We start from the raw sequence: 23,800 nt of genomic DNA, 5'->3' as shown, positions 1-23,800 counted from the left end.
CGCCCTGCCCCTCCAGCGTCAGCGCGATCAGGTCATGGGTCAGCGGGGCCGCGTTGGTCGGATCGCCTGCCGCCACGGCCGGGCCCGCAGTGATCTTGTCATTGCCGCCCGCCGCCGAGATGCGCAGCGTGTCGCCCTTGGCGCGGATCGTGTCGTCGAAGGTGACGGTCACGGTGCCGGTCGACCAGGCGGCGACGAGGATGAATTCCTGATCGGCCACCGCGCCCGCTTTCAGCGTGAAGGTGTCGACGCCGCTGGTGCCGTTGAAGATCACCGCATCGGCCACGCCGTCGCTCGCGCCGTCGATCTCGGCCACATCCTTCGCGGGATCGGCGGATTCCACGACCAGATCGTCGTCGATCCGCATCGTGTTGAGATCGGTCTGGCCGAGCGGATTGACCGTCAGCGTATCGGTGCCGCCGAGCAGATGGATGATCAGCCCCTCGACCCCGTCGGCCTCGAAGCCGCTGCCATCGGCGTCGAGCGCCTGCAGAATGCCGGAGTCAGAGGGCTTCTGGCCGATCGTGACCGTGTCGGGGTTCGCGGTGCCATAAAGCAGGATCGTGTCGGTGCCGCCGCCACCGTTGATCACCTCGACGCCGTCGGAGGCGAGGCTGCGGAAGATGCGGTCATTGTCGCCGCCGCCGTTGATCGTGTTCGCGCCGCCGCGACCGTCGATCTCGTCCGCCCCGCCCTCGCCGTTGATCACATCCGCCGCCGCGCCGCCGATCAGGCGGTCCGCGCCGGTGCCGCCGTAGATCGTGGCGACGCCCGTGCCGTTTTGCAGCACCACGTCATCGCCGCCGAGCGCGTAGATGGTGATCGGCACCAGCGCGTCCGAGACGATCCGGTCATTCGCGCCCGAGCCGTAGATGATCGAGCCGACCGCGACGCCGCTGCCGATGCTGATCTGATCGCCCAGATCGCCCGCAGTGCCGCCCTCGGAGGCCGAGTTGATCGTAACCTGACCGTCGCCCTCGTAGGCCACGGTATCGACACCTGCGCCGCCCACGAAGAGGATCGGCACGGCGACGCCGTCGCGCACGACCAGCAGGTCGTCGCCGGTGCCGCCATAACCGCGGATTTCGTGGACGTGCTCGAAGACCTGCTCGCGGCCCGAATAGATCACGCGGATCGTCTGCGCGCCGTTCACGACCGGGGTGACCGCCTCGATGATATAGGTCTCGCCCTCTGTCGCTTCGCCGATACCGCGCTTGGTATTCGCGTCGCCCATGTTCAGCACGAGGATCGTGGAGGTGTCATCCCAATCCTTGTAGGTGCCCGAATTGGTGTCGCCGTTCAGATCGCCCGCGAGATAGATCGGGGTCGGGAATTCGACATAGCCCACGGTGAAGGACATGCTCACCGAGACCTTCACGAAGAGCACCTTCACGCTCGCACTGGCCGAGATCACGATCGGCACGCGGCCGGTGCCGGTCGCCGTGGCCGAGAAGCTGATCGAAACCGTGGCCCAGCTGATGTTGAAGGCGCGCAGCGACACCGAGGCCGAGCCCGACACACCGAGCTTGTAGACATCCGCCGCATCGTCGAAGAGGTAATAGACCCGGATCGAGAAGTTGCCCGTCAGGCCGAAGCTATTCGAGCCCAGCACGAGGCGACCGCTCAGCGAGAGGTCGAAATAGCCCTTCGAGTTGAACCAGCCGTTCACGCTCATCGTGGCGAGACCGAAGAAGTCCATGCTCGCGTTGAAGTCCACGCGCCAGGCGTTGTCCGTGACCTCGATCCGGAAGCCCGCTTCGAATTTGAGAACCTTCAGGAACTCGACCTTGCCGCTGAGATCGAGCACGAAGGAGTTGCGCTCCAGCACGCGGCCCGAGATCGTCACGTCGCGATTGACGGTGTTCAGCATCAGTTTCCCGCTGGCTTCGATGTCGATCACCAGCGCGATATTGGCGTTGATGCTGACATCCAGAAGCAGCGCGAGGCCGTCGAGCTCGCCAGTGGAGGCGTTGAAGAACAGCACCGCGCCGCCTGCGGCCGAGATGTTGAGCCCGGCTAGGCCGAAGGTCACATCGAACTCGACGCGGAACTCGCTGGCATTGAGGCCGATATAGACGCGGCCCGAGGCGGTCGCGAGGCCAACGAAGTTGACCGAGCCCACGATCTCGAGGCTGAAGCCCGAGGCCACGGTGACCGAGATCGTGCTCTCCTGCCCGCTGGCATTGATGGTCGGGATCTCCAGAGTGCGCGCGCTGGAGAAGGTGTTGAGCTGGAAGGTCGCGTTGCCAGTCACGGTGATGACGGTTGCGAGGTCGATGTTGAGATCGATCTCGGCATAGATCACCAGCCCGCCATCCGCGATCACGAGACCGCCGGTCAGACCGAATTCGGCCACGCCCACGAGCTTCGCCTGCACATCCAGCGTCGCGACCAGTTCGAAATCGGGCGCGGTGCCGATACGGAAGGTGAAGACGCCCGTCAGTTCGATCACATCCGAGACGACCAGCGTGCCGGTGACCTTCAGGAACAGCCCGTTCTCGACCGAGATCGTGCCGTAATAGAAGGTGCCGTCAGTGTTGGCGGTCGCATCTCCGTTGGCGACAAGATCATTATATTCGCCCTGCGTGACGATCGTGTAGCGATCCTGCGTCGTCGCGTAGGTGTTGAATTCGAGCATAATCGAGAGCGACCCGCCGAGGCTGACGCCCGGAAGCTCCAACCCGCCGACCAGCGACAGCTGCGCCCGCCCGACCACGCCCGGATCGCTCGCGCCGATATTCGCCTCGAGATAGAGCATCCCCTCGACCGCGCCGAAATTCGCGATCCGGCCGGAAACCGTCCCCTGGATCGTCAGGGAGTCGCCGGTGCCCGTGACGGACAGGAAGCCGTTGAGTGTGACCGAGTCGAAGAGCGTCACCGAGCCGCTGATCTGGACCACGAAATAGGGGCCCGCATCCTTGGTCATGTCCCGTTCGTTCTGTCCGAGGATCGGCGGACGCTCGAAGATCTCGAAAGTCGTCGGAACATTCGGCGGCAGGAACGGCACGAGCGCGTCGGGCACATCGAAGGTCTGGGTGATGCCGGTGGTGTTGAAGAGGACCATGACCTCGGCCTCGAAGCGGAAGACGTCTTCCGCGATATTGCCGAAGCTGCCGGCATTGTTCGCCGCGTCCGTATTCTCGCCGCCGGCATCGCCCACGCTCACCTCGAGCGACAGGCTACCCGCGACGCCGAAGGCGCTGCCCGGGGCGGTGCCGAAGTCGATGATCAGCAGACCGACCGCCTGACCAGAAATCACGTTGAAGACATTGGCGCCGGCCGCGACGAAGACCTCGACCCGGTCTTGCGAAATCTTCAGGTAGAAGGCGCCGGTCAGCTCGGCATAGACGTTGACGCTCGTGTCGACATCCGGGTCGTTCGCGTTCTGATCGGTCAGCTTGATCGCGCCGCCGATATAGAAGACGACCGAGTTGCGCGTCAGCTCGTAGGTCTGCTCTTCGGAATGCAGCGTCGCGGTGCCGTCGAGGCTCTCGATGAAGTACTTCTTCGCGCCGTCCGTAATCCGCCAGCGCGACTGGGTGTTCAGCTCGCGCACCAGCTCGATCTTGGCTTCCGAGCTGAGCGTGACGCCGAATTCCGCGAAGGTGGCGCGCACTTGCGTGCTGACGGCCTGCTTCTCGTAGAAGCCCTCATTGGCCTGGCTCGGCAGCGCGCCGAGATCGGCCACGGCCACCGTGTCGTCGTCGCCGCCCGAGATGCGCTCGAGCTGATCGCCGAGGATGCCTTCGAGCGACAGGGTCTCGACCTTGTCTTCGCCCGACATGTTGATCATCAGGGTCGCGTTGCCCTTGATCCAGACGCCATATTCGTTGAGCGCTTCGAAGTTCGGCTGGATGGTGGCCACGCCCCAGAACTGCGGCAGGCCGCTCGACATACCGCCGGTCTCCAGCACGAAGCGTGCCGCCGCCGAGCCGATATTGCCGAGCTTGTAGACCGTGATTGTGCCCGAGGCTTCGAGCGCGAAGCGGAAGACCTTGGAGCCGTCGGCCTTGATGTAATCGCCGAAGGTCAGTTCGGCCTGCGCGCGCAGTTCGACGAGCGGCTCGTCGACGATGCCCGCCGAATTCAGCGTGATCGAGCCCGAGACGCGGATGAAGAAGACGCGGGTGGTGGCCGGGTCGGCATCCTCGCCGGGCTGGCCGCCCTCCTGCATCTGGTCGATGACGCGGAAGCTCTGCTGGCTCGCGCCGCCTTCGTTGCCCTGCAGGTCGGACCAGCTGCCCTCGTTGAAGGAAACCGTGACCGTGCCGAGGCCGAATTCGCGCGAGACATAGTAGCGGAAGGTGCCGTCACCCATGTCGGTCGGGGTGAGGTCGAGCAGATCGAGATTGGCCCCGCCTGCCCCGCCAAGGGTGAACTCGTCGCCGTCGATCGTGGCCGCGTCGATCGCGTAGAGCGCGTTGAGGCTCGGATCGCCCAGCGTGTCGAAGGTGATGTCGATATAGGAAGCGGTGTCGGTGGGCTTGATCGAGAGCGTCGTCGGATCGATCGCCTCGGAGGCAGCGGCCCCGTAGGTCCATGCGCCCGCCGCATAGGTCAGGGTCAGCACCGCGCCGTCGGCGGCGTCGGCGGAGTCGAAGGTCACAGCGAACTCGCCTGGGGGACCACGGGCTTGGATCCCGGTGATCGTGATCGAGTTGCCGTCGATATCGGTCAGCGTGAAGTCCGTGGTCGCGAGGCTGCTATCGGTCAGCGTCTGGCTCGTGCCGAGCGACAGCGCCACATAGGTCGCCGTCGGCGCGCTGGCGCCCAGACCGATCTTGCCGGTCGTGACCACCAGATCTTCGCTGTTGGTCGCGGTAATCGCCTTGATCGTGCCGCCATCGGTGCCGATCCAGTCGAAGCTGCCCGAGATGAACTCGACCGAGACATTGTCGTCGAGGTTCGAGCCCGCGAAGTCGCCGAGATACCAGATGCGGAAGATCGGATTGCCGTTCGCATCGTCGCCCATGTAGGTCGGCGCCTGGCTATCATCTACTTCGATCGTGTAGCCGGTCGCGCTCAGGATCACCTCGGCACCGGCATCGGTGATGCTCTCGAGATCGACGCCGGTGGCATAGCTCGGCAGCTCGAAGGTGACGTCGATGAAGCCGCGCTCGTTCAAGGGCGCCTGCCCCACCGAAGCGCCTTCGACCGGGTCGGTCAGGCTCGCACCAAGCTGGACGAGGCGGAAGCTCTGGGTCTTCGCGTCGTTGTCGTAGCTTCCCGAGCCGAAGCTGGCTGCGGCGTAATCGACCTGAACGGTGCCGGCGGTGAACTTGCCGGTGAGGAAGTAGCGCACGGTCAGCCCGTCGCCCACGATCAGAGCCGAGGAAACGGTGACGCCATTCGCGCCGGTGCCCGAGAAGCTGATCTCGTCGCCCAGCGTGCCGAAGTCGATCTCGTCGCCATAGGTCGGCGTGTAGCGCACGTCGAGGAAGGCGACCGAGAGGGTGCTCGCATCGAAGGAGACCGGGCCGGTCGCATCGTCGGCCGTGCCATCGGCGCGCAGAACGGTCGGCTGATCCTCGAAAGTCGCGATGCGCGAGATCGTGGTGTCGGCCGCAGCAGCGCCGGTGGTGAAGTAGCGGAAGATATAGTCGCCCGAGGTCGCCTGCGGGTTCAGCCAGACCGGGGCCAGCGTGTCGTCGAAGGTGATCGAGCCGCTGCCGCCGAAGGCGAATTCCGGGGCGAGATCGGTGATCGAGCCCACATCGAGCGCGCCGCCCACCGCGCGCTCGAAATGCAGATCGACATAGCCGCGGCCATTCACATCGCCGAGCCCCGTGCTGCCCTCATTCGCCGGATCGACCAGATCACCCTGCGGGCCAGAGACGGTGAAGGACAGCGTCTGGACGCGGTTCTTGGCCGCATCGCCGAAGCTGTTCGCGGCCAGCGTCACGTCATGGCTGCCGATGCCGAGCGAGCCGTCTGCGAAGACGCGGATCGTGCCACCCATATCCATCAGCTCGGTGATGGTCAGGCCGGTCACGGTCACGTCGCCGATCGCCAGTTGATCGGTGATGTCCTCGCCGTATGCCCCGCTCAGCGCGATGTCGAAATAGGTGCGGTCGCCCGGCAGGTTCGCGGCGTCGTTGGCGGCGGAGTAGGTCGAGCCACTCTTGACTACGATGCTCGGGGCGCTCAGCGCCGCGGTCGAGAAGAAGGAGATCGACGTGATGTCCAACTCCAGCGTGATCGTCTGCGGGTAGAGTTCGCCAGTGAGCGAGGCGGGCTCCGCCGGGTTGCCCTCATCGATGAAGGTCTGCAGCGAGTAGATGAAGGAGATCTTCGTCGGATCGTTCGGGTCGTTTTGCAGCAGGGCCGGCGCGCCCTCGCCCAGCTCGACACGGAAGGTGCCGCCGCTCAGGCGCGAAGTCTCTACAGTATCGGTCTGCACGGTGAACTCGGCGGCGAGGTCGAGCACCGAAGCCGGGTCGAGCGTGTAGCCCGCCGGAATATTGGTGAAGGTGATCTCAACCGAGCCTTCGCTGATCTCGAGATTGGCGACCACGCCAAGCCCGTCCTCGCCGCTCTTGATCGCCGGGTCGGTGGTCGGGTTCGCGCTGTCGGAATAGCGGTAGGACCAGCCCTGCTCGACCGCCGCGATGGTCACATCGCCATAGGTCTGGCTGCTGTCGAAGCTGCCGGTCAGCCAGTAGCGATAGATCGGGGCCGCGTCGGTGCCGCCCACGCGGACCGGGGCCACACCATTGTCGATCTGCACCGTGCCGCGGCCCGCGCCGCTCAGCGTGAACTCCGCCCCGCCATCGGTGATCGAGGCCGCGTCATAGACGAAATCGCTGTCGGGCACGTTCGGGAACTCGATGTCGATATAGTTGCGGCCGTTGAGGAGGCTCACGTCGATCGCAGCGCCTGCGCCCGGATCGACCATGATCGCGGTCGCGCCTTCGACGGTGATCACTTTGTCCCCGGTTGCGCCCGTATTACCCGCCGCATCGGCCCAAGCCCCGGTGAAGGTGAGCGTGTAGGTGCCCGGCGCGAAGTCGAAATTCGCGGTGGTAATGGCATAGGCGAATTGGGTGATGCCCTCTTTCTTCAGGAGCGCATAGAGTTCCGCCCCCGTCGGCAGGGGATGGTCATAGTCCGCGCTGTCGGAGGCGACGATCCGGCCTTCGGCATCGAGACCGAGCGTCTTCAGGCTCGCGGTGCCGTCCTCGTTCATGAACATCGCGACCGGAACCGGCGTATCCGAGAGTCCGACGGCCGTATTCACCGTGGAGCCATCCGCAGCACCGGTGCGCGTCAGGGTGAACTCGTCATTCGTATCGAGGATCGAGTCGTAATCGAGCGAGCCGCTGCCTGCGGGATCGAAGGTCACGATAATGCGCTGATCGGCATTGGCGAGGTTCACGTCGACCGTGTAGCCGTCACCATCGAGCTGATAGGGCGCGCTGAGCGAGGCTTCAGGCTCGACCACCGAGAACACGGCATCCGCGGTCGCGGTGTTGTTCTTGCCGGTCTGGCTGTCGTTATTCGCCCAGGTATCGGCGGTGAAACGCACGGTGTAGTCGCCGACGGCGAGCTGGTTGTTCGTGAGGTCGGGATCGGAAGTGTCGATGAAGTAACGCACCTTGCCGCCGCCGATCGCGATGGCGCCGAGGATGTCGATCTCGTCGCCATTGTCGTTGAACAGCTTGAACGGCGCCACCGCATTGGTCGCGATCGCGGCCAGCGTCTCGGCGGTGATCTCGCCACCGATCTCGGCGATGAACTTGATATCGACCCACGGGCCCGCGACAGCCGGGTCGCCGCTTTGGGTCGTGTTGTCCTCATCCGCATAGACGGTCTGGTTCGTTGCGGTCTCGGTGTAGGACCAGGACTGGAACAGGAAGGTGTAGGTCACCGAGTTCACATCCCCCGTGCCGGTCAGCCAGAAGCGGAACGTGTCGTCACTGACCTGCGCCGGGGCCTGCGTGTTGTCGAGGGTGAAATCGCCGCCGGTGATCTCGATCTCGGGCGTCAGGTCGAAGACCGAAGCCGCATCCACCGTCGCACCGTTCACCGTGGGGAAGGTGATGTCGATATAGGCGCGCTCGTTGAAGTTGCCGACGCCGGTCACGCCGCCATTGCTGGGCCCGTCGAGGCGTTGCGTTGGCGTCGCGGCCTGTTCCTCGACCACGGCGAATTGCGTCGCCTCGCCGAGGATGTCCTTAAAGCCGAATTGCAGCGAGCCCTTGATCGTCAGCAGATCGACCTGATCGGGGATCTTCACCAGCAGAAGGATCGTCGCCTCGCCGGACGCGATCTTCGACAGGTTCGCGTAGAGCCGTGCCGAGAGCGACAGGTTGTCGGCTGCGAAGTTCAGCTGGCCGATCACGAGGATCTTGCCATCGGTCGAGATCTTGATCGTGACCTGACCGTTGAACACGGCCTGCGAGGTGTAGATCGAATATAGCTTGGCCGAGCCGGTGATGATCATCGGCGAGGTGAAGGCCGCCGCGAACCCGCCGCCCGCCGCCGAGCCGTTCTGGATCGCGATATACTGGTTCACGACCTGCTGCTGCACCGAGTTCAGCCAGTCGTCGATCGACACGTTCAGCGGCAGCGCGAAATCGGGGCCGTTGAGCTCGTCGGGATCGGTGATGTCGGGCAGCGACTTGAAGAAGTCCACGCCGCCGGTGAAGTCGTTGATCGCGAGACCCGAATTCGGCTCGAGCAGGATGCCGCCCGGCACCGAGCCCGAGACCAGCACGCCGAGCGGTCCCAGTTCCGACAGTGCGAAGCGGATCGTGAAGCCGCCCAGACCCGAGAAGGAGAAGCCCGCCTCGACGCCGATGAAGAAGACGCGGTCTTTCACCGGGCTCGTAAGGTCGAAGGTGGAGAGTACCTGATTGCCCTCGCCGATCCGAATGATGCCGCCGATCAGCGCGCCCTCGATCTCGCCGCCGAAGGCGTTGCCGCCGATTTTCACGCCGATCGAGTCGATGCCGATGATCGGGAACTTGCCTTCCAGCAGCAGGCCCACATCGATGCGGATGCCCTCGACCGTGCCCTCGAAGGTCAGCCCGTCATAGCCCTGCAGCCCGGTGATCGACGCCGACAAGGTGAGGACGAAATCGCTCGGGTCGGCCTGAATGTCGGGCCATTGCACGCCGATCTCGGTGATCTTGATCGGCAGCCAGCTCGGCCATTTGAAGTTCGCGCCCGAGGCCCCACCCACGCCGATGAAGACGCCGAAGCCCTGCTTGGTGACGAAAGTGCCGTCGCCGAGGAAGGCGAACTGGCGCGCCTCGCCCGAGAGGTTCAGCGAGCCGATCTTCAGTTCCGCGCCGATCGAGACGAAGCTGATCAGCTCCTCGTCATCGGCTGCCCCGGTATCGAGCGACAGGCCCACACCCTTCAGCTTGAGGACCGAGCCGATATTGATCTCGAACGTGTCGAGCTCGAAGATGAAGCCGTCGACCACACCATCGGTGAAGGTCAGGCCGGCCTTCAGCGCGAGCGTGTCGTTCACGTCCTCGCCCGAGACGCGGTCGGTGACCTTGGCGTTGATCGCCTTGCCCGGCGCGAAGGTCGCCCCGCCAGAGCCGACATAGATCGTGCCGTCGAAGGTCACGTCCTGACCGAAGATCAGCGAGAAATCGGTGACGCCGATGCGCAGGTCGTCAAATTCGAGGATCGAGCCGAACTTGATCTTGCCCATCGCGCCGTCGGTGCGCTGGACCGCGCCCGTGCCGGTGCCCGAGCCCGCACCGGTGCCCGAATAGATGATCTCGCCGCGCCCGATGCGGAAGCCGTTGTCGTAGATCGTGAGACCGCGCACGCCCTCAAAGGTCGTGATCTGGCCCGCAATGCCGAATTTCGGGAAGGTGACCTTGATGGTGTCGATCTTGATGATCTCCTGACCCGCGCCTTCCGGCGTGCCCGCGACCGGGGTTTCGGGCGCCGTCCAGGAAGGATCGTATTCGACCTTGATGCGGTCGGCCTCGAAGAGGACCACGTCGGGGATCGAACCGACCAATTTGTCGGCCGTGATCGACCATTTGCCGGTGAGCGAGACGACCGGATCGTCGCCGCCGCCCGAGATCACGCCCATCACGTCGATGCCGATATCGAACTTCACCAGCAGGTTGGTCAGGGTGATCTGAGTGCCACCGCTATTGGTCTGAGTGCCGTCGGCATTTTGGGTCGCGGTGCCACCGAAGGCGAGCGAGGCGCTTTCCGCTCCGACCGAGATCGTCAGGACCAGCAGGCCGTCCTTGAAGCCGAGCTTCGCGAGGCCGACCTTCGGCGCGAGGATCGAGACCGGACCGACCTTGATCGGGGTCGCGGCCTCGGCGGCCGGCAGTTCCTGCACCTTGAAGATCTGCACATAGGCGGTTGTCTTCGCGGGCGACGCGACCGAGCCGTTCTCGCCTCCGAACCAGTAGACGACATCGTCGGCGGTGCTGTTCAGATCAGTGCCGCGATCGGTGTATTTCCAGGTGCCGGTGATGAACTCGACCTGCACATCGCCCACGTTGAAGGCCGGGTTGGCCTGCGAGGTCGAGGTCGAGGTCGGCGTGCCGACCACACCCGTGCCGGTGGCGCTCGCGGCGGGCGGCTCGGCAAAGACGTAATAGCGATAGGTGGTCTTGCCGATCTTCTCGACCGTGTAGGTGCCGTTGGTGTTCGTCAGCAGGTTGACGTTCGACGCGCCGCCCGTGCGCACGAAGCGGATCTCGTCGCCATTGATCGAGCTTGCGTCGAGAATCTCGCCATTGGGCAGCACGAAGGTGACGTCGATATAGCCCTTCGAGTTCAGCATCGACTTGTCGACCACCGCGCCATTGAAGGGCGAGGCGAGCTCAATCGAGGGCGCGGCGGTGATCGTGGTCAGATCCTGCGGATCGGTCGCCGGGTTCGCCGCAGGCGGGTTCTGAACCGGCGTCTTGCGGATCGTGAAGCGCTCGTATTCGGCGGCACTTTGCGCACCGGCGGCATCGCGCCAGGAGTTGGCGAGGAACTGCACCTCATAGGTGGTGTTCGCCGACAGGCTCACAGGCGTGGTGATCTGGTAGCGATAGGTCGGGCGCGCCGTGCCTTCGACCAGCACCCCTGCCCCATCGACCGTGATCGCCGCCGTCGTGTCGCCATAGCGCGCGGTGATCGTGAACTCGGGGTCGATATCGGTGATCGAGTCCGGGTCGATGCCCAGCGGATAGGCCGGGTAGGCATCCGCATCCAGACGGTTGGTATTGTAGAAGGTGACGTCGATATAGGTGAAGCCGTCGAGATTGATGATCTGGCCATTGAGCGGCGAGGCGATATCGGCGGTCAGCGGGCGCAGGTTCGTCGTCGGCGTCACCGAGACGGTCTCGCCAAAGAGCGTGTAGCCCGTCACCCGCATATCGGTCAGCTGGAAGCCGGTCGCGCCGCCGAAGCTGAACTGGGCCGCGCCTTCGATACCGAAGCTGTCGGCGCCCGGCGGCGTCACCGTGATCGAGGTCTCGGGCGCGTCGACCGAGATCCGGCCATCGGGCGTCTTGTTGAACAGAACGTCGTTGGAGCTGATCACCAGCAGATCGCCGGTCTCGGCCACGCCGAAGCTGATCTCAACCGAGCCTTTCACGCGCTCCATCTGCGGGGCGGCGAAGGTGATCGCGACCGGGGTCGCCGAGGTGCCGCCTTCGAGCAGCGGGAAGCCGGTCACGGTGGTCGAGAAAGCGGTGCCCGAGGTGTTGAGCCACACTTCGACCGTGCCCGAGATATTGAGCCCCGGAATGCCCAGCGCCTGAACCTCGCCCTTCGCATAGACCGCGAATTTGCGGTTGGCGGAGGTTCCGAATTCGAAGATCGCGATCGTGGTGTTCGAGATCAGCAGGCCGATATCGTCATTGGGATCGTTCGGATCGCCCGCATCGCCGAGGAAGATCGAGATATTGCGGCCCATCTTGCCGCTTGTGGCACCCGCCGGCAGTTCCGCCGGGAGAATGTCGCTCAGGCTGCCTTCGATGGTGAAGTAAGGCTCGTAGCTCAGCTTCACCTCGGCCAGCGCGATCTGGTTCACATTGGCCTGACCCTGGAAATCGAGAATGTAGGTCGCGTCGCCCACATCGACCTCTTCGTAGATATCGGTGCGCGAAGTGGTGTTGATGCGGATGATCGCGCTCGCCGAGACCTCGAAGCCTGCAGCCGAACCTTGCGCGCTCGCCTCGATCTGCGCGGCGATGCCGTTCTGCGACAGCGTGGCCGAGCCCGAATAGATCAGGATCACGCCCTTCGCGTCTTCGATGGTGAAGCCGTCTCCGTTCGAGTCCGTATAGCCGCCCGTGACCCCGGTGAAGGCGATGGTCATGCGCTTGGTCTGGTTCGGCGCAATCCCGGTCGTCAGCTGCGAGAACATCAACGTGCCGGTCAGGCTGATCTCCGGCGAGGCGCCCACATCGAGCGTGCCGTCATTGTCGGTATCGGTCGCGTTGAAGTCGACATAGAAGGCGGCGTTCTCGACTTCGACCCGCAGGAACTGGCCGCGCGGCAGATCTAGGATATCGCCATTCGCGAACTCGACATAGACCGCCTGAATGGAGGTATTGATCTCGAGCGTCGCCGTCGTGCCATTGCCGATCTGGTAGGCATTGGTGCCGTCGTCGAATGCGATATCGGGAAGCGTGACCGAGAAGCTGCCCGCCATGCCCTGCGGCATCAGATAGAGCAGCGCGTCGCCGGTGAATTCATAATCGCCGAATGTCAGGGTGATGTCGGTCAGCGAGATTTTCGAGTAGACCGCGCCCGTCGCGCTGGTGGTCTTTTCGAAGGACAGATCGCCGGAGAAGGCAAAGTCGGCATCGTCTGCGCTGGTGGGCGTATCGCCCGAGAGGTTCACGAGAAGCTCGATCCCCGTTCCCACCGGATCTCCATAAGCCGAGACCGAAAGGAAAGTGCCCGCATAGCCAAGGCTGTAGAACGCCTGAAGCGGGGTCATATCTGCAAAGGTCGTGGCACCGGGGTCGAGGCCCGTCACCTCCGTAAAGTCGAAGCCCGTGAGGATCGTCTGGGCGCCCGCTCCCGCGGTGCCCGACTTGCCTTGGTTGAGCTTGAGCTCGACGCCGCTCGCACTGATCGCGACGCCCGGAATTCCGGCAAGCGCGACCTCTTCGATCGAAGCGTAGAGCGCGGTGTATTTCTCGCCGCCCACCACCGCGACGCCATTGGCATCGACTTGGCTCAGCATGGCGAGACGGAAGGAGAAGTTGGTCAGGACCAGACCCTGCGCGCCCGAGGTATCGGTCATCGGCTGCACGACCGGGGTGTCGCCCGAGGTATCGACCTCGAAATACGGCCCGCCGGTGCCAACGAAGGCGCTAATGCCATCGCCCGAAATTTCGGTCGCGGCGAAGGTCTTCTGGTTCGGCGCCGTGCCGACGGTCAGGGTCGTGCCCTTCTGGAAGGCCACCTGCCCCGCAAGGAAGACGTAATCCTCGAAGCCCAGCACCACGAAGCCGGACGCTGCAAGGATCGCGCCATTGGCATCCAGCGTAACGGTGTCGGTATCGCTCACCTTCACGTCGAAGCCGCCGCCGTCGAAGCTCGCGAGGTTCAGCGCTTCCTTGGCTTGCGTGCTCAGGAGCTTGCCCTGGTTCAGCTCGACCTCGAGCCCGTAGCCCGAGAGGGTGACCCCGTCGATGCCCACCAGCTCGACCGTGCCACCGGCTTTCAGCGCCATATAGGAGGCCGCCGCCGGATCGGTCGCAGCCAGCGCCACGCCATTCGCGTCGACCGTCTTGAACATCGCGAGCGCGAGATAGGCGTCCGTGATCTTCAGACCGACCGCATCGCCCTGATCGCCGAAGGCCTTGGTCAGGTCGTAGCCGGTGCCGACGAAGATTTTCACATGCTGCGCACCGACCGTCACCGCCTTGAGATTGCGGCTCGTGCTCGTGCCCGCGACGAGGGCGGAATAAATCTCGCTCGACTGGGTGAAGGCGAACTCGCCCTGGATGAACACATAGGAGTCGAAGCCGATGGTGAGCGAGCCCGACACTTCCAGCGTCGCCACGGTCAGCTCGTCAAAGGTGATCGTCTCGGCGCCGACCGTGATGTCCCAGGTGCCGCCCACACCGCCATAGGTGAAGTCGAGCGTGTTGTAGGGCGTCGTCTCGTTGCCGCCGCGGTTCATGATCAGCGTGAGCGAGCCATCGACCGTGACATTGTCGACGCCGATCAGCGAGGCCCCGCCCGTCGCTTTCACGACCATCCAGCTCTTGAGCGGGGTCGCGGTCGGGTTCGCCGGGTCGAGCGGCATTTCCTTGACGATATGCAGGCCCATGCGCTGCAGCGAGAGCGCCACGCCCGTCGCGTCGGAGGTAGCATCGACCTCGCCATTCGTGATCGTCGGCGTGCCGACCCCTGCGAAGACCACTGCATCCGAGATACCGATCGACAGAACCGAAGCCTCGAAGGAGGTGGTCGAGCCGACCATACGGGCTGCGACCTTGTCGGTCTTGGTCAGCGTGATCTGGCCTTCGATATGGACGAAGTTTTCGATGACGATCGTGGCACCCGCGAAGAGCGAGAAGCCCGACTGGTTCATGTCGAGGACCGTGTCAGTGGTGGCCGGGTCGACGTCATTGCCATTCGTCGCGGCGAGCAGGTCCTGACCGGTGAGGCCGGTGGCGGTGTCGCTCCATTCGGTCGAGTCGAGATTGATCGACTGACCCCAATCGAGCACGTCGATCACGCCACTCGCATCATTGGCCTTGTTCATCTCGAGCGACAGCGTGTCGAGCGTGATATCCACCAGATCGACCCCGGTCAGCGAGGCCGAGGCGATATCGGCCTTGAGCGCGGTGAAGGCGCGGGTATCGGTGAGCGGATTGGCCGCCTTGATCGAAGCGAGCAGAATATCGGCGCTCGCGATGGTGATACCGGGGCCGTCCGGGATACCGATGAAGAACTTCGCCTCGTAATCGGCCGGGGCGTCGCCGCCATTCGCGGCCTCGTCGGCGGGATCGATGCTCAGGCTGATCCGGGTCAGCACCGCATCGTTCATGTCGGTCGCGATGTCGAAAGTGCCGTCGTGGTTCACGTCCACATCGACGATATCCTGCGAGAGCGTAAACTTCGCGCCCACATCGACGAAGCCGAAGGCGTTGAGCGTCAGGTAGCCCACGACCTGCGTGCGGTCTGCGCTGGCGTCGAACGTGACCACCTCGTCATTCGGGCCATAGGTGAAGGAGACCGGACCCGCAGGGTCGTTCGCGGGATCGCCCTGCGCGGGCGTGCCGTCCAGACCGATCGAATTCCAGTTGAAGAAGGTCGTGGTGTCGTTCCCGGCGGGCTTCGTCGCGTAGTAGTCGAGCGAGAAGGCGTTGACCGTCAGCTCCATCCCCTCGGGCAGACCGGCGAGCGTGCCGCCTTGGATATTGCCCAGCACCGCCGTCGCCGAGGGCGTGGTGGTCAAGGGCAACGTGCTGTTTGCAGGCGGGGTCGCCTTGATCAGCGCAAGCGCGATATCGGCGGAAGCCACCGACAGGCCCACACCGCCGGGCTGGCCGACGAAGAGGTTCTCGACATGCAGGCCGATCAGCATGAGGCTTGCGTTCTCGAGACCGTCGGAGGTGCTGTCCAGCTCTGCCTCGATCTGGTTGCGCATCACGATGTCAAAGGTGGCCGAGCCGGTGACGAAGCCGAAGATATCCAAATCCAGACCGCCCGAGATCACCAGATCCGTGCCGTCTTCGGGAGCGACCGCATCGACGCCCAGATCCTGAATGATCGGTGCCCAGTCGAGTTGATCACTATTGGTCGCGTCGCGCCCGTTCAGCGTGAAGTCGAGCGAATTCACCGTCAGCTCCAGCCCCTGCGGCAGCCCGCGCGGCGAGATCGTGTCGGCATGGGCGGACATCGCGGTCCAGCTGCGCGCGACGGCGCTCGGGTTGGCCTGAAGATCGACCACCTCGGTCACCGAGATCAGGTCGAAAGCGAGTCCTTCAGCCGCGAAGCCCGTGCCCGCATTGGCGACCGCGTCGACCCGGTCGAATTCGTCATAGGTGAACTCGCCGCCCGCGCCGACGAAGACATAGGCGCCGTCGATCGAGAAGGAGAAGGCCTTGGCGCTAATCGTGCCACCCTGCGGATCGTCGACGGTGAGATCGCGGATCACACCCGACAGACCGCCCGCCAGCAGGATCGCCCCTTCGATCTGCAATTCGACATAGGCGCCGAATTCGATGCCGAAGCCCGCGTCGAGATTGGTGATATCGGCCAGCGCGTTGATCTGATCGACGCCGGTCGCGCCCCAGTCGAGCTTGTTACCGTCCGCATCCGCGCCGTTCATCGCGAAATAGAGGTCCTTCACCGTCGCGGTCAGCGGCAGCCCCTGCAGACCCAGCTGATCGACGCGCAGCGACAGCGCCATCCAGCTGCGGGCCACGGCGGGCGAGGTCACGGTGGCGGGGTCTTCCGACACCATCACCAGCTCGATCGAGCCGCCCTGCGCCACGAAGCCCATGCCCTGATCGGGGTCGATCGTGCCGTCATTCTTGAGCACACCGTCGACACCGGCGAAGAAGTTCAGATCGCTCAGGGTGAAGATCAGAACCTTCGCCCCGCTCAGCGTGCCATCGGCGTCGATTGCGGTGGCGACCGCCACATCGGCGAGCAGGCTCTTGATCGAGAAGGTACCCGTCGCGATCACGACGCCCGCGACGTTCAGCTCCGACACCGTGCCGGTCACCGACAGGATCGCGGTCGCGTCATAGCCATCCGTGCTGTCGGTGATCGTCAGGCCCAGATCGAGGCCCTTCCAGTTCATCACCGAGTTGTTGGCCGCGTTCAGCGGGTCTGTGTAGCCGAAGTTGGCTTCGACCGCGACATCGGAGATTTTCAGCGTGAAGCCCGTAAGGCCGGTCACGCCGACGCTTTGCGAGGTCACTAGGATCGCCGACCAACTTTTGACCGTGCGGGTCTCGACCACACCTGTCGTCAGCGGATTGTCGGCGGTCTGGGTGACCGAGGCGAATTCGATGCCCACGTTGTTCGCATAGATGCCGGTACCCTCGGTCGTGCTGACATCCGTGATCTTGCCATCGGTGCGGGTGAACACGCCGCCCTGCCCCGCGAAGAAATAGCCGCCGGTCAGCGAGAAGGTCACCACCGACGCGCCCTCGACGATCAGCCCGTTGCCGTCGTCGAGCGTCTCGGTCAGGATCTGGCCCGCCATCGTGCCCGCGACGGTGACGAAGCCGTCGACGGTGAACTCGACATAGCCACCGAAAGCGATGTTGAAGCTCGCGCCCATCTCGGTCACGTCGAACAGATCGACAGAGGCAAGATTGCCGATCTCGGTCACGCCGGTCGCGGCCCAGTCGATCCGCTCGCCATTCACCGCATCCGCGCCGTTGAAGCCGAAATAGAGATCGAGGCCCTGCACGGTGACCGTGTTGGGCAGACCCTGCAGGCGCACCGTGGCTACGTCGAGCGCAACGGCGGTCCAGCTGCGCGGCACTGCCGGAAGCGTCACGCTCAGCGGATCTTCCTTCACCAGCACCAGTTGCAGCGAGGCGTTCTCGGCCACGAAGCCGGTGCCCTGATCGGGGTCGATCGTGCCGTCCCCCAGAAGCGCGCCGCCGACACCCGCGAAGAGGTTCAGATCGGACAGGGTGAAGATCAGGATATTCGCACCCAGCACGGTCTCGGTCGTCACGCCCGAGGGCACGATGATGTCGCTCGCGAAGCTCTTGATGCCGAACTTGCCCGAGGCGACGATCACGCCCGCCACGTTCAGTTCCGACACGGTGCCCGAGACGGAGAAGCCGTCGTCGCGGGTCAGACCGTCGGTCGCATCCGCGAGGCTCAGCGTGTCGAGCCCGGTGACCGCGCCCAGCGAGGCCCAGTTCAGGAAGCTGCCATCGAGGGCTGCGAAATTCCCGTCGACCGCGAGATCGGCCAGCGCGATCTGGAAGGCGTCGATGCCGCGCAGGCCGAGGCTCGCGACGGTGACGCGCAGGGCGGTCCAGCCGATGGTGACGGTCTCGTTGTCCCATTGCGTAGCCGGATCGTTGTCATTCGTCGCCGCATTATCGGTCAGCACGCCGAGGCGGGTAACCTGCGCGAATTCCAAGGCATCGCCCGCCTCCATCGAAGCATAGATGCCGGTGCCCTGATCGAGCAGCCCGGTCACCTCGTTCGTGGTCGCATCACGGTCAAATGCGCCGCCCGCGCCGACGAAGATCTGCGCGCCGGTGATCTTGAAGCTGGTGATATCGGCGGCGGTCAGGGTGATTGCGCCATCGTCGATATCGGCCGTCGAGATCGAGCCTTCGACCGTGCCATAGACCAGCACGAACCCGTCGAGCGCCAGATCGAGCGTGCCGCCGAAGGCGATGCCGGTATCGGCATTGATCTGAGCGATACCGGGGTACTCGGCCGGATCGACAATGGCCGACCAGTTCAGCTTGGTCGCGCCCATCGAGGCCGTGTTCATGCGGAAGTAGAGACCGGTGACCCCGAGCGCGAACTCGTTGGGCAGGCCGCGCATCCCGACATAATCGACCGAAAGCGACAGTGCGCTCCAGCTGTGAGGTGTGGCGGTGCCGAGCTTCTCTTTCACGACGATCAGTTCGAGCGTGCCGCCCGAGGCAAGGAAGCCCGTGCCCTGATCGGCAATCGCGGTGGGCGCATTGGCGTCATCGAAGGCACCGCCGACACCGGCGAAGAAGTTCACATTGGTCAGGGTCAGCCGCGTGACCTGCGCATCGGTGATCGCCGCCTGGATGGTGTCGTCGATCGTCTCGGTCGAGGCCGAGAAGTTGAAGGTCGCCAGCGCGAAGACCGTCTCGGCAATCTCGACGGACAGCGTGCCGGACACCGCCAGCTGATCACCCGGGCCCAGATCGCCAAGCGCCGTGGTCACGTCGGTATCGTTCACAGTCGACCAGTCGAGACGCGGGCCGGTCAGCGCAGTGGTCGAGTTCGAGGCCAGAGACATGCCCGACAGCTTGATCTGGACCGCGTCGATACCCTTGGCCTCCAGCGCGCTCAGCGAGCCGATCACCCCGGTATATTTCACACCGGTCGTCGTGTCGGTCAGCAGACCGAGCGCGAGATTGCCACCATTCGCATAAAGACCCGCGGCATCGCCCAAGAGGTTCAGCGTCGTCGTGCCGTTCGCCTCATCGGTGGTGGTCGACGCGCCGGTGCCCGCGAAGAACTCGACATCGCTGAGCGTCACAAAGGTCAGCGTGCCCGTGGTGATATCGACGAGATCGAGCGTCTCGGTGCTGCCCGCCTGCGCCGTCACGTCGATCGCCTTCAGCCCGAAGCTCGCGCGCAGATAGACGAAATCGCCCACCGCCAGCGTCAGCTTGCCCGACACCGCGAGGCTCACCGTGTCGGCCACCTCTTCGAGACCCGTCAGGCTCGACCAGTCGAGCTTGGAGAGGGTGGTGTCGCTGACCGAGTTGTAGAGCACTTTCAGGCTCGCAAGGTCCAGCGTCACGCCTTCGACATTCACCAGACCGAGGCTCGCGAGGCTCGCCGACACGCCGGTATAGCTGACCGGGATCGGGTCGCTGGTGGTGAGGATGCCGATGTAGAAATTGCCGCCCGCCGCTGAGAAGCCGATGGCATTCGTGGTGTCGATCCCGCTTGCGCCGATCGTGGCGCCCGCCCCCGCAAAGAGGCTCAGATCGGTGAGCGTGATGTAGAGCAGATCGCCGGTGACGCCGCCGACCGAAGTGCCCGCCGTCTTCTCGACCGAGAAGCTGCCGGTCAGCAGCACGGTATCCGAGATGTTCAGCTCGTCGATGGTCGCGCCGATGAAGAAACGCTCGGTATTGTCGAAGCCGTTCGTGGCATCGGTCAGCGCGAGCGGCGCGCCGAGATCGAGCCCCTTCCAGGTCATCACGGTCGGGTTCACCGCGACCATCGCATCGGCGGCGTTCACCTCGACCACAAAATCGCTGACCGCGAGGGTGAAGCCCGGAATGCCCGCGACTTCGACGGTGCCGACATAGAGCTTGATCGCGCTCCAGGCGTTCAGCACGGCGCCGGTCGTGCCATCGACATTCTTCACCGAGGCGAATTCGAACAGCACCCCTTCCGCGCCGAAGCCGGTGCCGATCAGCTTGTTCTCAAGATCGCGGTCCAGCCCGTTGACCTTGCCATTCCCATCGGTGGTGAAGCCGCCGCCGCTGCCCACGAAGATGTAGCCATCGGCCAGCGCGAAGGTCATCACCTGCGCATCGGTCAGATCGGTGCCAAGCGGATTATCCGCCGCGGCGATGGTCTGCTTGGTCACCGTGATCGAGATGTCGCCCGCGAGCAGAACGGTGCTCTTGACCGTGAAGACCGCGCGCACATCGATGGTGAAGCCCGTGAAAGTGCTGTCGAAGCTGAAGCTCGGCCCGCCCACCTGGCTCCAGTCGAAGGCCATGCTCGCATAGGTCACGTCGAGCGCATCGACCGTCGCGGTCACATCGGTGATCCCGTGCAGCGTGGCCGCGGTCGAGAGTTCCAGCGCGGTGACCTTCTGGCCGAGGTTCGCTCCTGCCGAGGTCACGGTGAACATCGCCAGCGTCAGATCGAGGGTCGGGATCTCGAAGCCGGTCGCATTGGTCAGATCGTAGCTGCCGCCCGAGACCTCGGCGCCGACGCCCGCGAAGAGACGCCCGCCGATGATCGACAGCGTGAAGTAATCGCCGTCCACCGTCGCGCCGTCGAAGGTCACGCCGGTCTTGGCCGAGCTTTCCAACGCGAAGGTGCCGCTGACATAGACCGCGTCATTCACGATCAGCGTCGCGGTGGCTTCGACCTTGGTGAGCGCACCGTTCAGCGTAAGCCCGGCATCGCTCAGCGCGCCTTGGTCCCAATTCAGCGGGGTAGCGACGCCCGAGGCCGTGTTGACCTGCACCGCGACATTGCTAACCTCGGCGGTCAGCCCGGTGATGCCGACCGGGGTCGCGTTGGCGAAGGAGAAGTCGATGCCGGTATAGGTGGTGCCGCCCGAGCTCAGCACCGCGAAGGTGCCGGTGAAGCTGGTGACCGAGAAGCCGAAGGCGTTAGTGGTGTCGACGGTGACCGGGCCGCTCGTATCGAAGACCGCTCCGGTGCCCGCGAAGAATTTGACCGCGTCGAAGCCGAAGACCATCAGATCGCCGATCGTGTCGGTCGCGCCGGTCAGGCCGCTGACGATAGTTTTGGTGAAGCTGAACCCGCCCGCGATCAGAACCTCGCCGCCGATGGCCAGCGTCACATCGCCCGAGACTTTGGCCAGCGGTGCGGTCGCGCCTGTCGCCACGCTGTCGATCTCGGAGACGACGAGCTTGGCGCTCAGCGCATCGTTCGGGTCGGTCAGTTGCGAGGTCACCAGCTCCAGCGTGCCGTTGGACAGCGTCGCGGTCACGTTGTCGACGTTCACGAGACCCAGCGCATCGACCGCGCCATTGGCGATGACCCACTGACGGTCCGTCGCAGTCTCGCGGATCATCGTGATCGAGAAGCTCAGGTTGTCGACCGCGAAGCCGACAGAAGTGTTGGGCTGGCCGAGGGTGAAGTAGCCGTTCGCGCCGCTGCCCGCGAAGAACGAGCCGCTGGTGAGCGAGATGGTGGTGACGTCGAACCCGGCGGTGACGGCGGTGGTCGTGCCGGTGCCCACTTCGTAGAGCACACCGTCGAGCCCGGTGTTGGTGGTGTAGCCAATCGGCGAGCCGACGCCGTCACTGGTCGCGAGGCTCACGAAATCGCCGACCGAGATTTCCATCAGACCGGCGTTGCCCGCGAAGCCCGAGGTCACGAAGCCCGGCCCGTCGATCGCGAAGGCATCGGCATCGGTGCCCCCCTCGAGACGCTCGACCCCGGTGAAGGTAATGGTGAGGCCGTTCCAGCTCAGCGACCCTTCGTTGATCCCGGTGATCGTCCAGACCGTCGCGGCATCCGGACCCTCGATCGTGTCGCTTAGGCCGGTCCCTGCCGCGATCGAGGTGATCGGGGCGCCGGGCGTGCCATAGGTCACGCCGTTGACGGTGACGGTGCCGTCGAGGTTCACGGTGTAGATCAGGTTGGTGTCGGCGGTGCCGTCGAGCGCGCCACCCGCTTCCGAGATCGCGCCGGCCACCGGAGCGCCGAGGCTCGGGGCCGCGTCGGGAAGACCGATGCGCTCGCCGGTGCCGAGCGTCGCGCCCATCACCGCTGCGTCCGCGTCATGGTCGAGGCCGAGCGCGTGGCCGATCTCGTGGAGCAGGACGGTGTAGAGGTCGACGCCCTCGGAGGCTGCACCGTCGGTCGCCACCAGACGATCTCCTGCGAGCAGATCGAACTCGGTGCTGTCGCCCGGCGTCGCGTCGATGAACCAACCGGCCCCGGCGGCGTCAGCGTCGATCTCGATCAGCGTGCCGGTGATCCGGGCGAGTGCGCCGTCCTCGAGATCGGTGATGGTGAAGGTGAGTTGCGACAGGATCGCCGCGTCGGTGCGGCTGGCCCATTGAGCGAGGGCTTCGTCGAAGATCGGAGCAACCTGCGCCTCGGTGAGATCGGCGGTGCCTGTGCCAGCCGCCGCGGGATCGAGACGAAGCGATTGTCCGCTCTCCTCCGCAAACGGGATCTGGATGCCGAGTGCCGAGGCCAGTCCGGCGAACAGCGCGCGGAGGTTCTCGGCGAACCCGGCACCGGGCGTGATGACCGGCGCGGTAAACGCGTCGGACAGTTGGAGCGCGCCATCGACCGGGTCCGAGGTCGCGAGTTGAAGTTCGGGAAGCGCGATCCGTTCACCCGTGCCGAGGCTCTCCCCCATCACGGCCAGATCGGCGTCGTGGTCGTAACCGAGCGCATGGCCGATCTCGTGGGTGAGAACCGTCAGCAGATCGACGCCATCGATCGGCTCGCTCGTATCGAGACCGGTGAACCAACCGGCACCCGCCGCGTCGGCATCGACTTCGATATGCGTGCCGGTGATCCGGGCAAGTGCGCCGTCGTCGAGATCGGTGATCGAGATGGTGAGCTGCGACAGGATCGCCGCGTCATCGGTCCGGGCCGCCCACTGAGCGAGCGCTTCCTCGAAGACCGGGGCAAGCTGTTCCTCGGTCAGATCCGCCGCGCTCGAGCCCGTCGGGGCGGTGCCAGCGAAATGGAGGTAATCGGCTTGCGGGCCCCACGGACCAGCGTTGAAAATTTCACCAAGACCAAGGGTTTCACTGATTTTTTGGAACAGGTCCTGGAGCGCAGCGAGAACCGCCCCATTGTTGGAGTTTTGCGTATTTTCGTTATTCGTCAGTGCATTAGTGGTTGCAGCCGGGGGGCCAGTAGGCTCATTTCCGGTCAGATCGGCCACGGAGCTGCTTGCGGGGTCTTGTCCCGCGCCAAAGCTTCCACGTAGCTGCGACAGCATCGAACCGAGCAGCTCGCGCAGGCCTTCGATGCCCTGATTTTCTTGAATATCGAACTGGGCAAGGAACGCTTCGAAGGGCGTTGACTGCCCCTCTTCCTGCACGTCCTGCGGAGCGACGGCTTGCGTTGCAGCGGCAGGATTTCCCCAGTCTTCCGGCCAGTCCACACTGTTCGAACCGGTGTCCGAAGCCCCTTCATCAGCCCCCGTTTCGCCCCGCACATTCTGGTCGAAAGCCGTCTGAACAAGCACGATGAGGTCTTCGAGAAGGTCCAATGGCTGCGCATTGGCTGCCATCCGGGCCAGTTCTCCCGAAATCGGGTCCGCCGAGAGCAAAAGCCGCGGCTCCAGGGCCTCGATGCGGTAATTTTCCTCGCGGTGAAGGGTGTTATCGGCTTCGTGGAGGGCGGTGTCATTGGCCAGACCGACAGCATCCTGCACGTCGGAGCGGGTCCGACGCAGGAATTTCGTCAC

At 64.5% G+C, this 23,800-nt stretch carries 1 protein-coding gene (cut by a window edge); it reads right to left on the bottom strand.

The features are described 5' to 3' along the window. Nucleotides 1–23,800, bottom strand: partial view of a matrixin family metalloprotease gene (locus tag BMI88_RS04440; protein WP_146673468.1) — the 5' portion only. Its footprint begins 15,500 nt before the window's first position; only the first 23,800 of its 39,300 coding nucleotides appear in the window; the start codon lies at nucleotides 23,798–23,800; its stop codon lies beyond the left edge, outside the window.

It is taken from the genome of Thioclava sp. F36-6 (assembly GCF_002020305.1).
GTDB lineage: Bacteria > Pseudomonadota > Alphaproteobacteria > Rhodobacterales > Rhodobacteraceae > Thioclava > Thioclava sediminum.
This window is presented reverse-complemented; position numbering and strand designations above follow the sequence as displayed.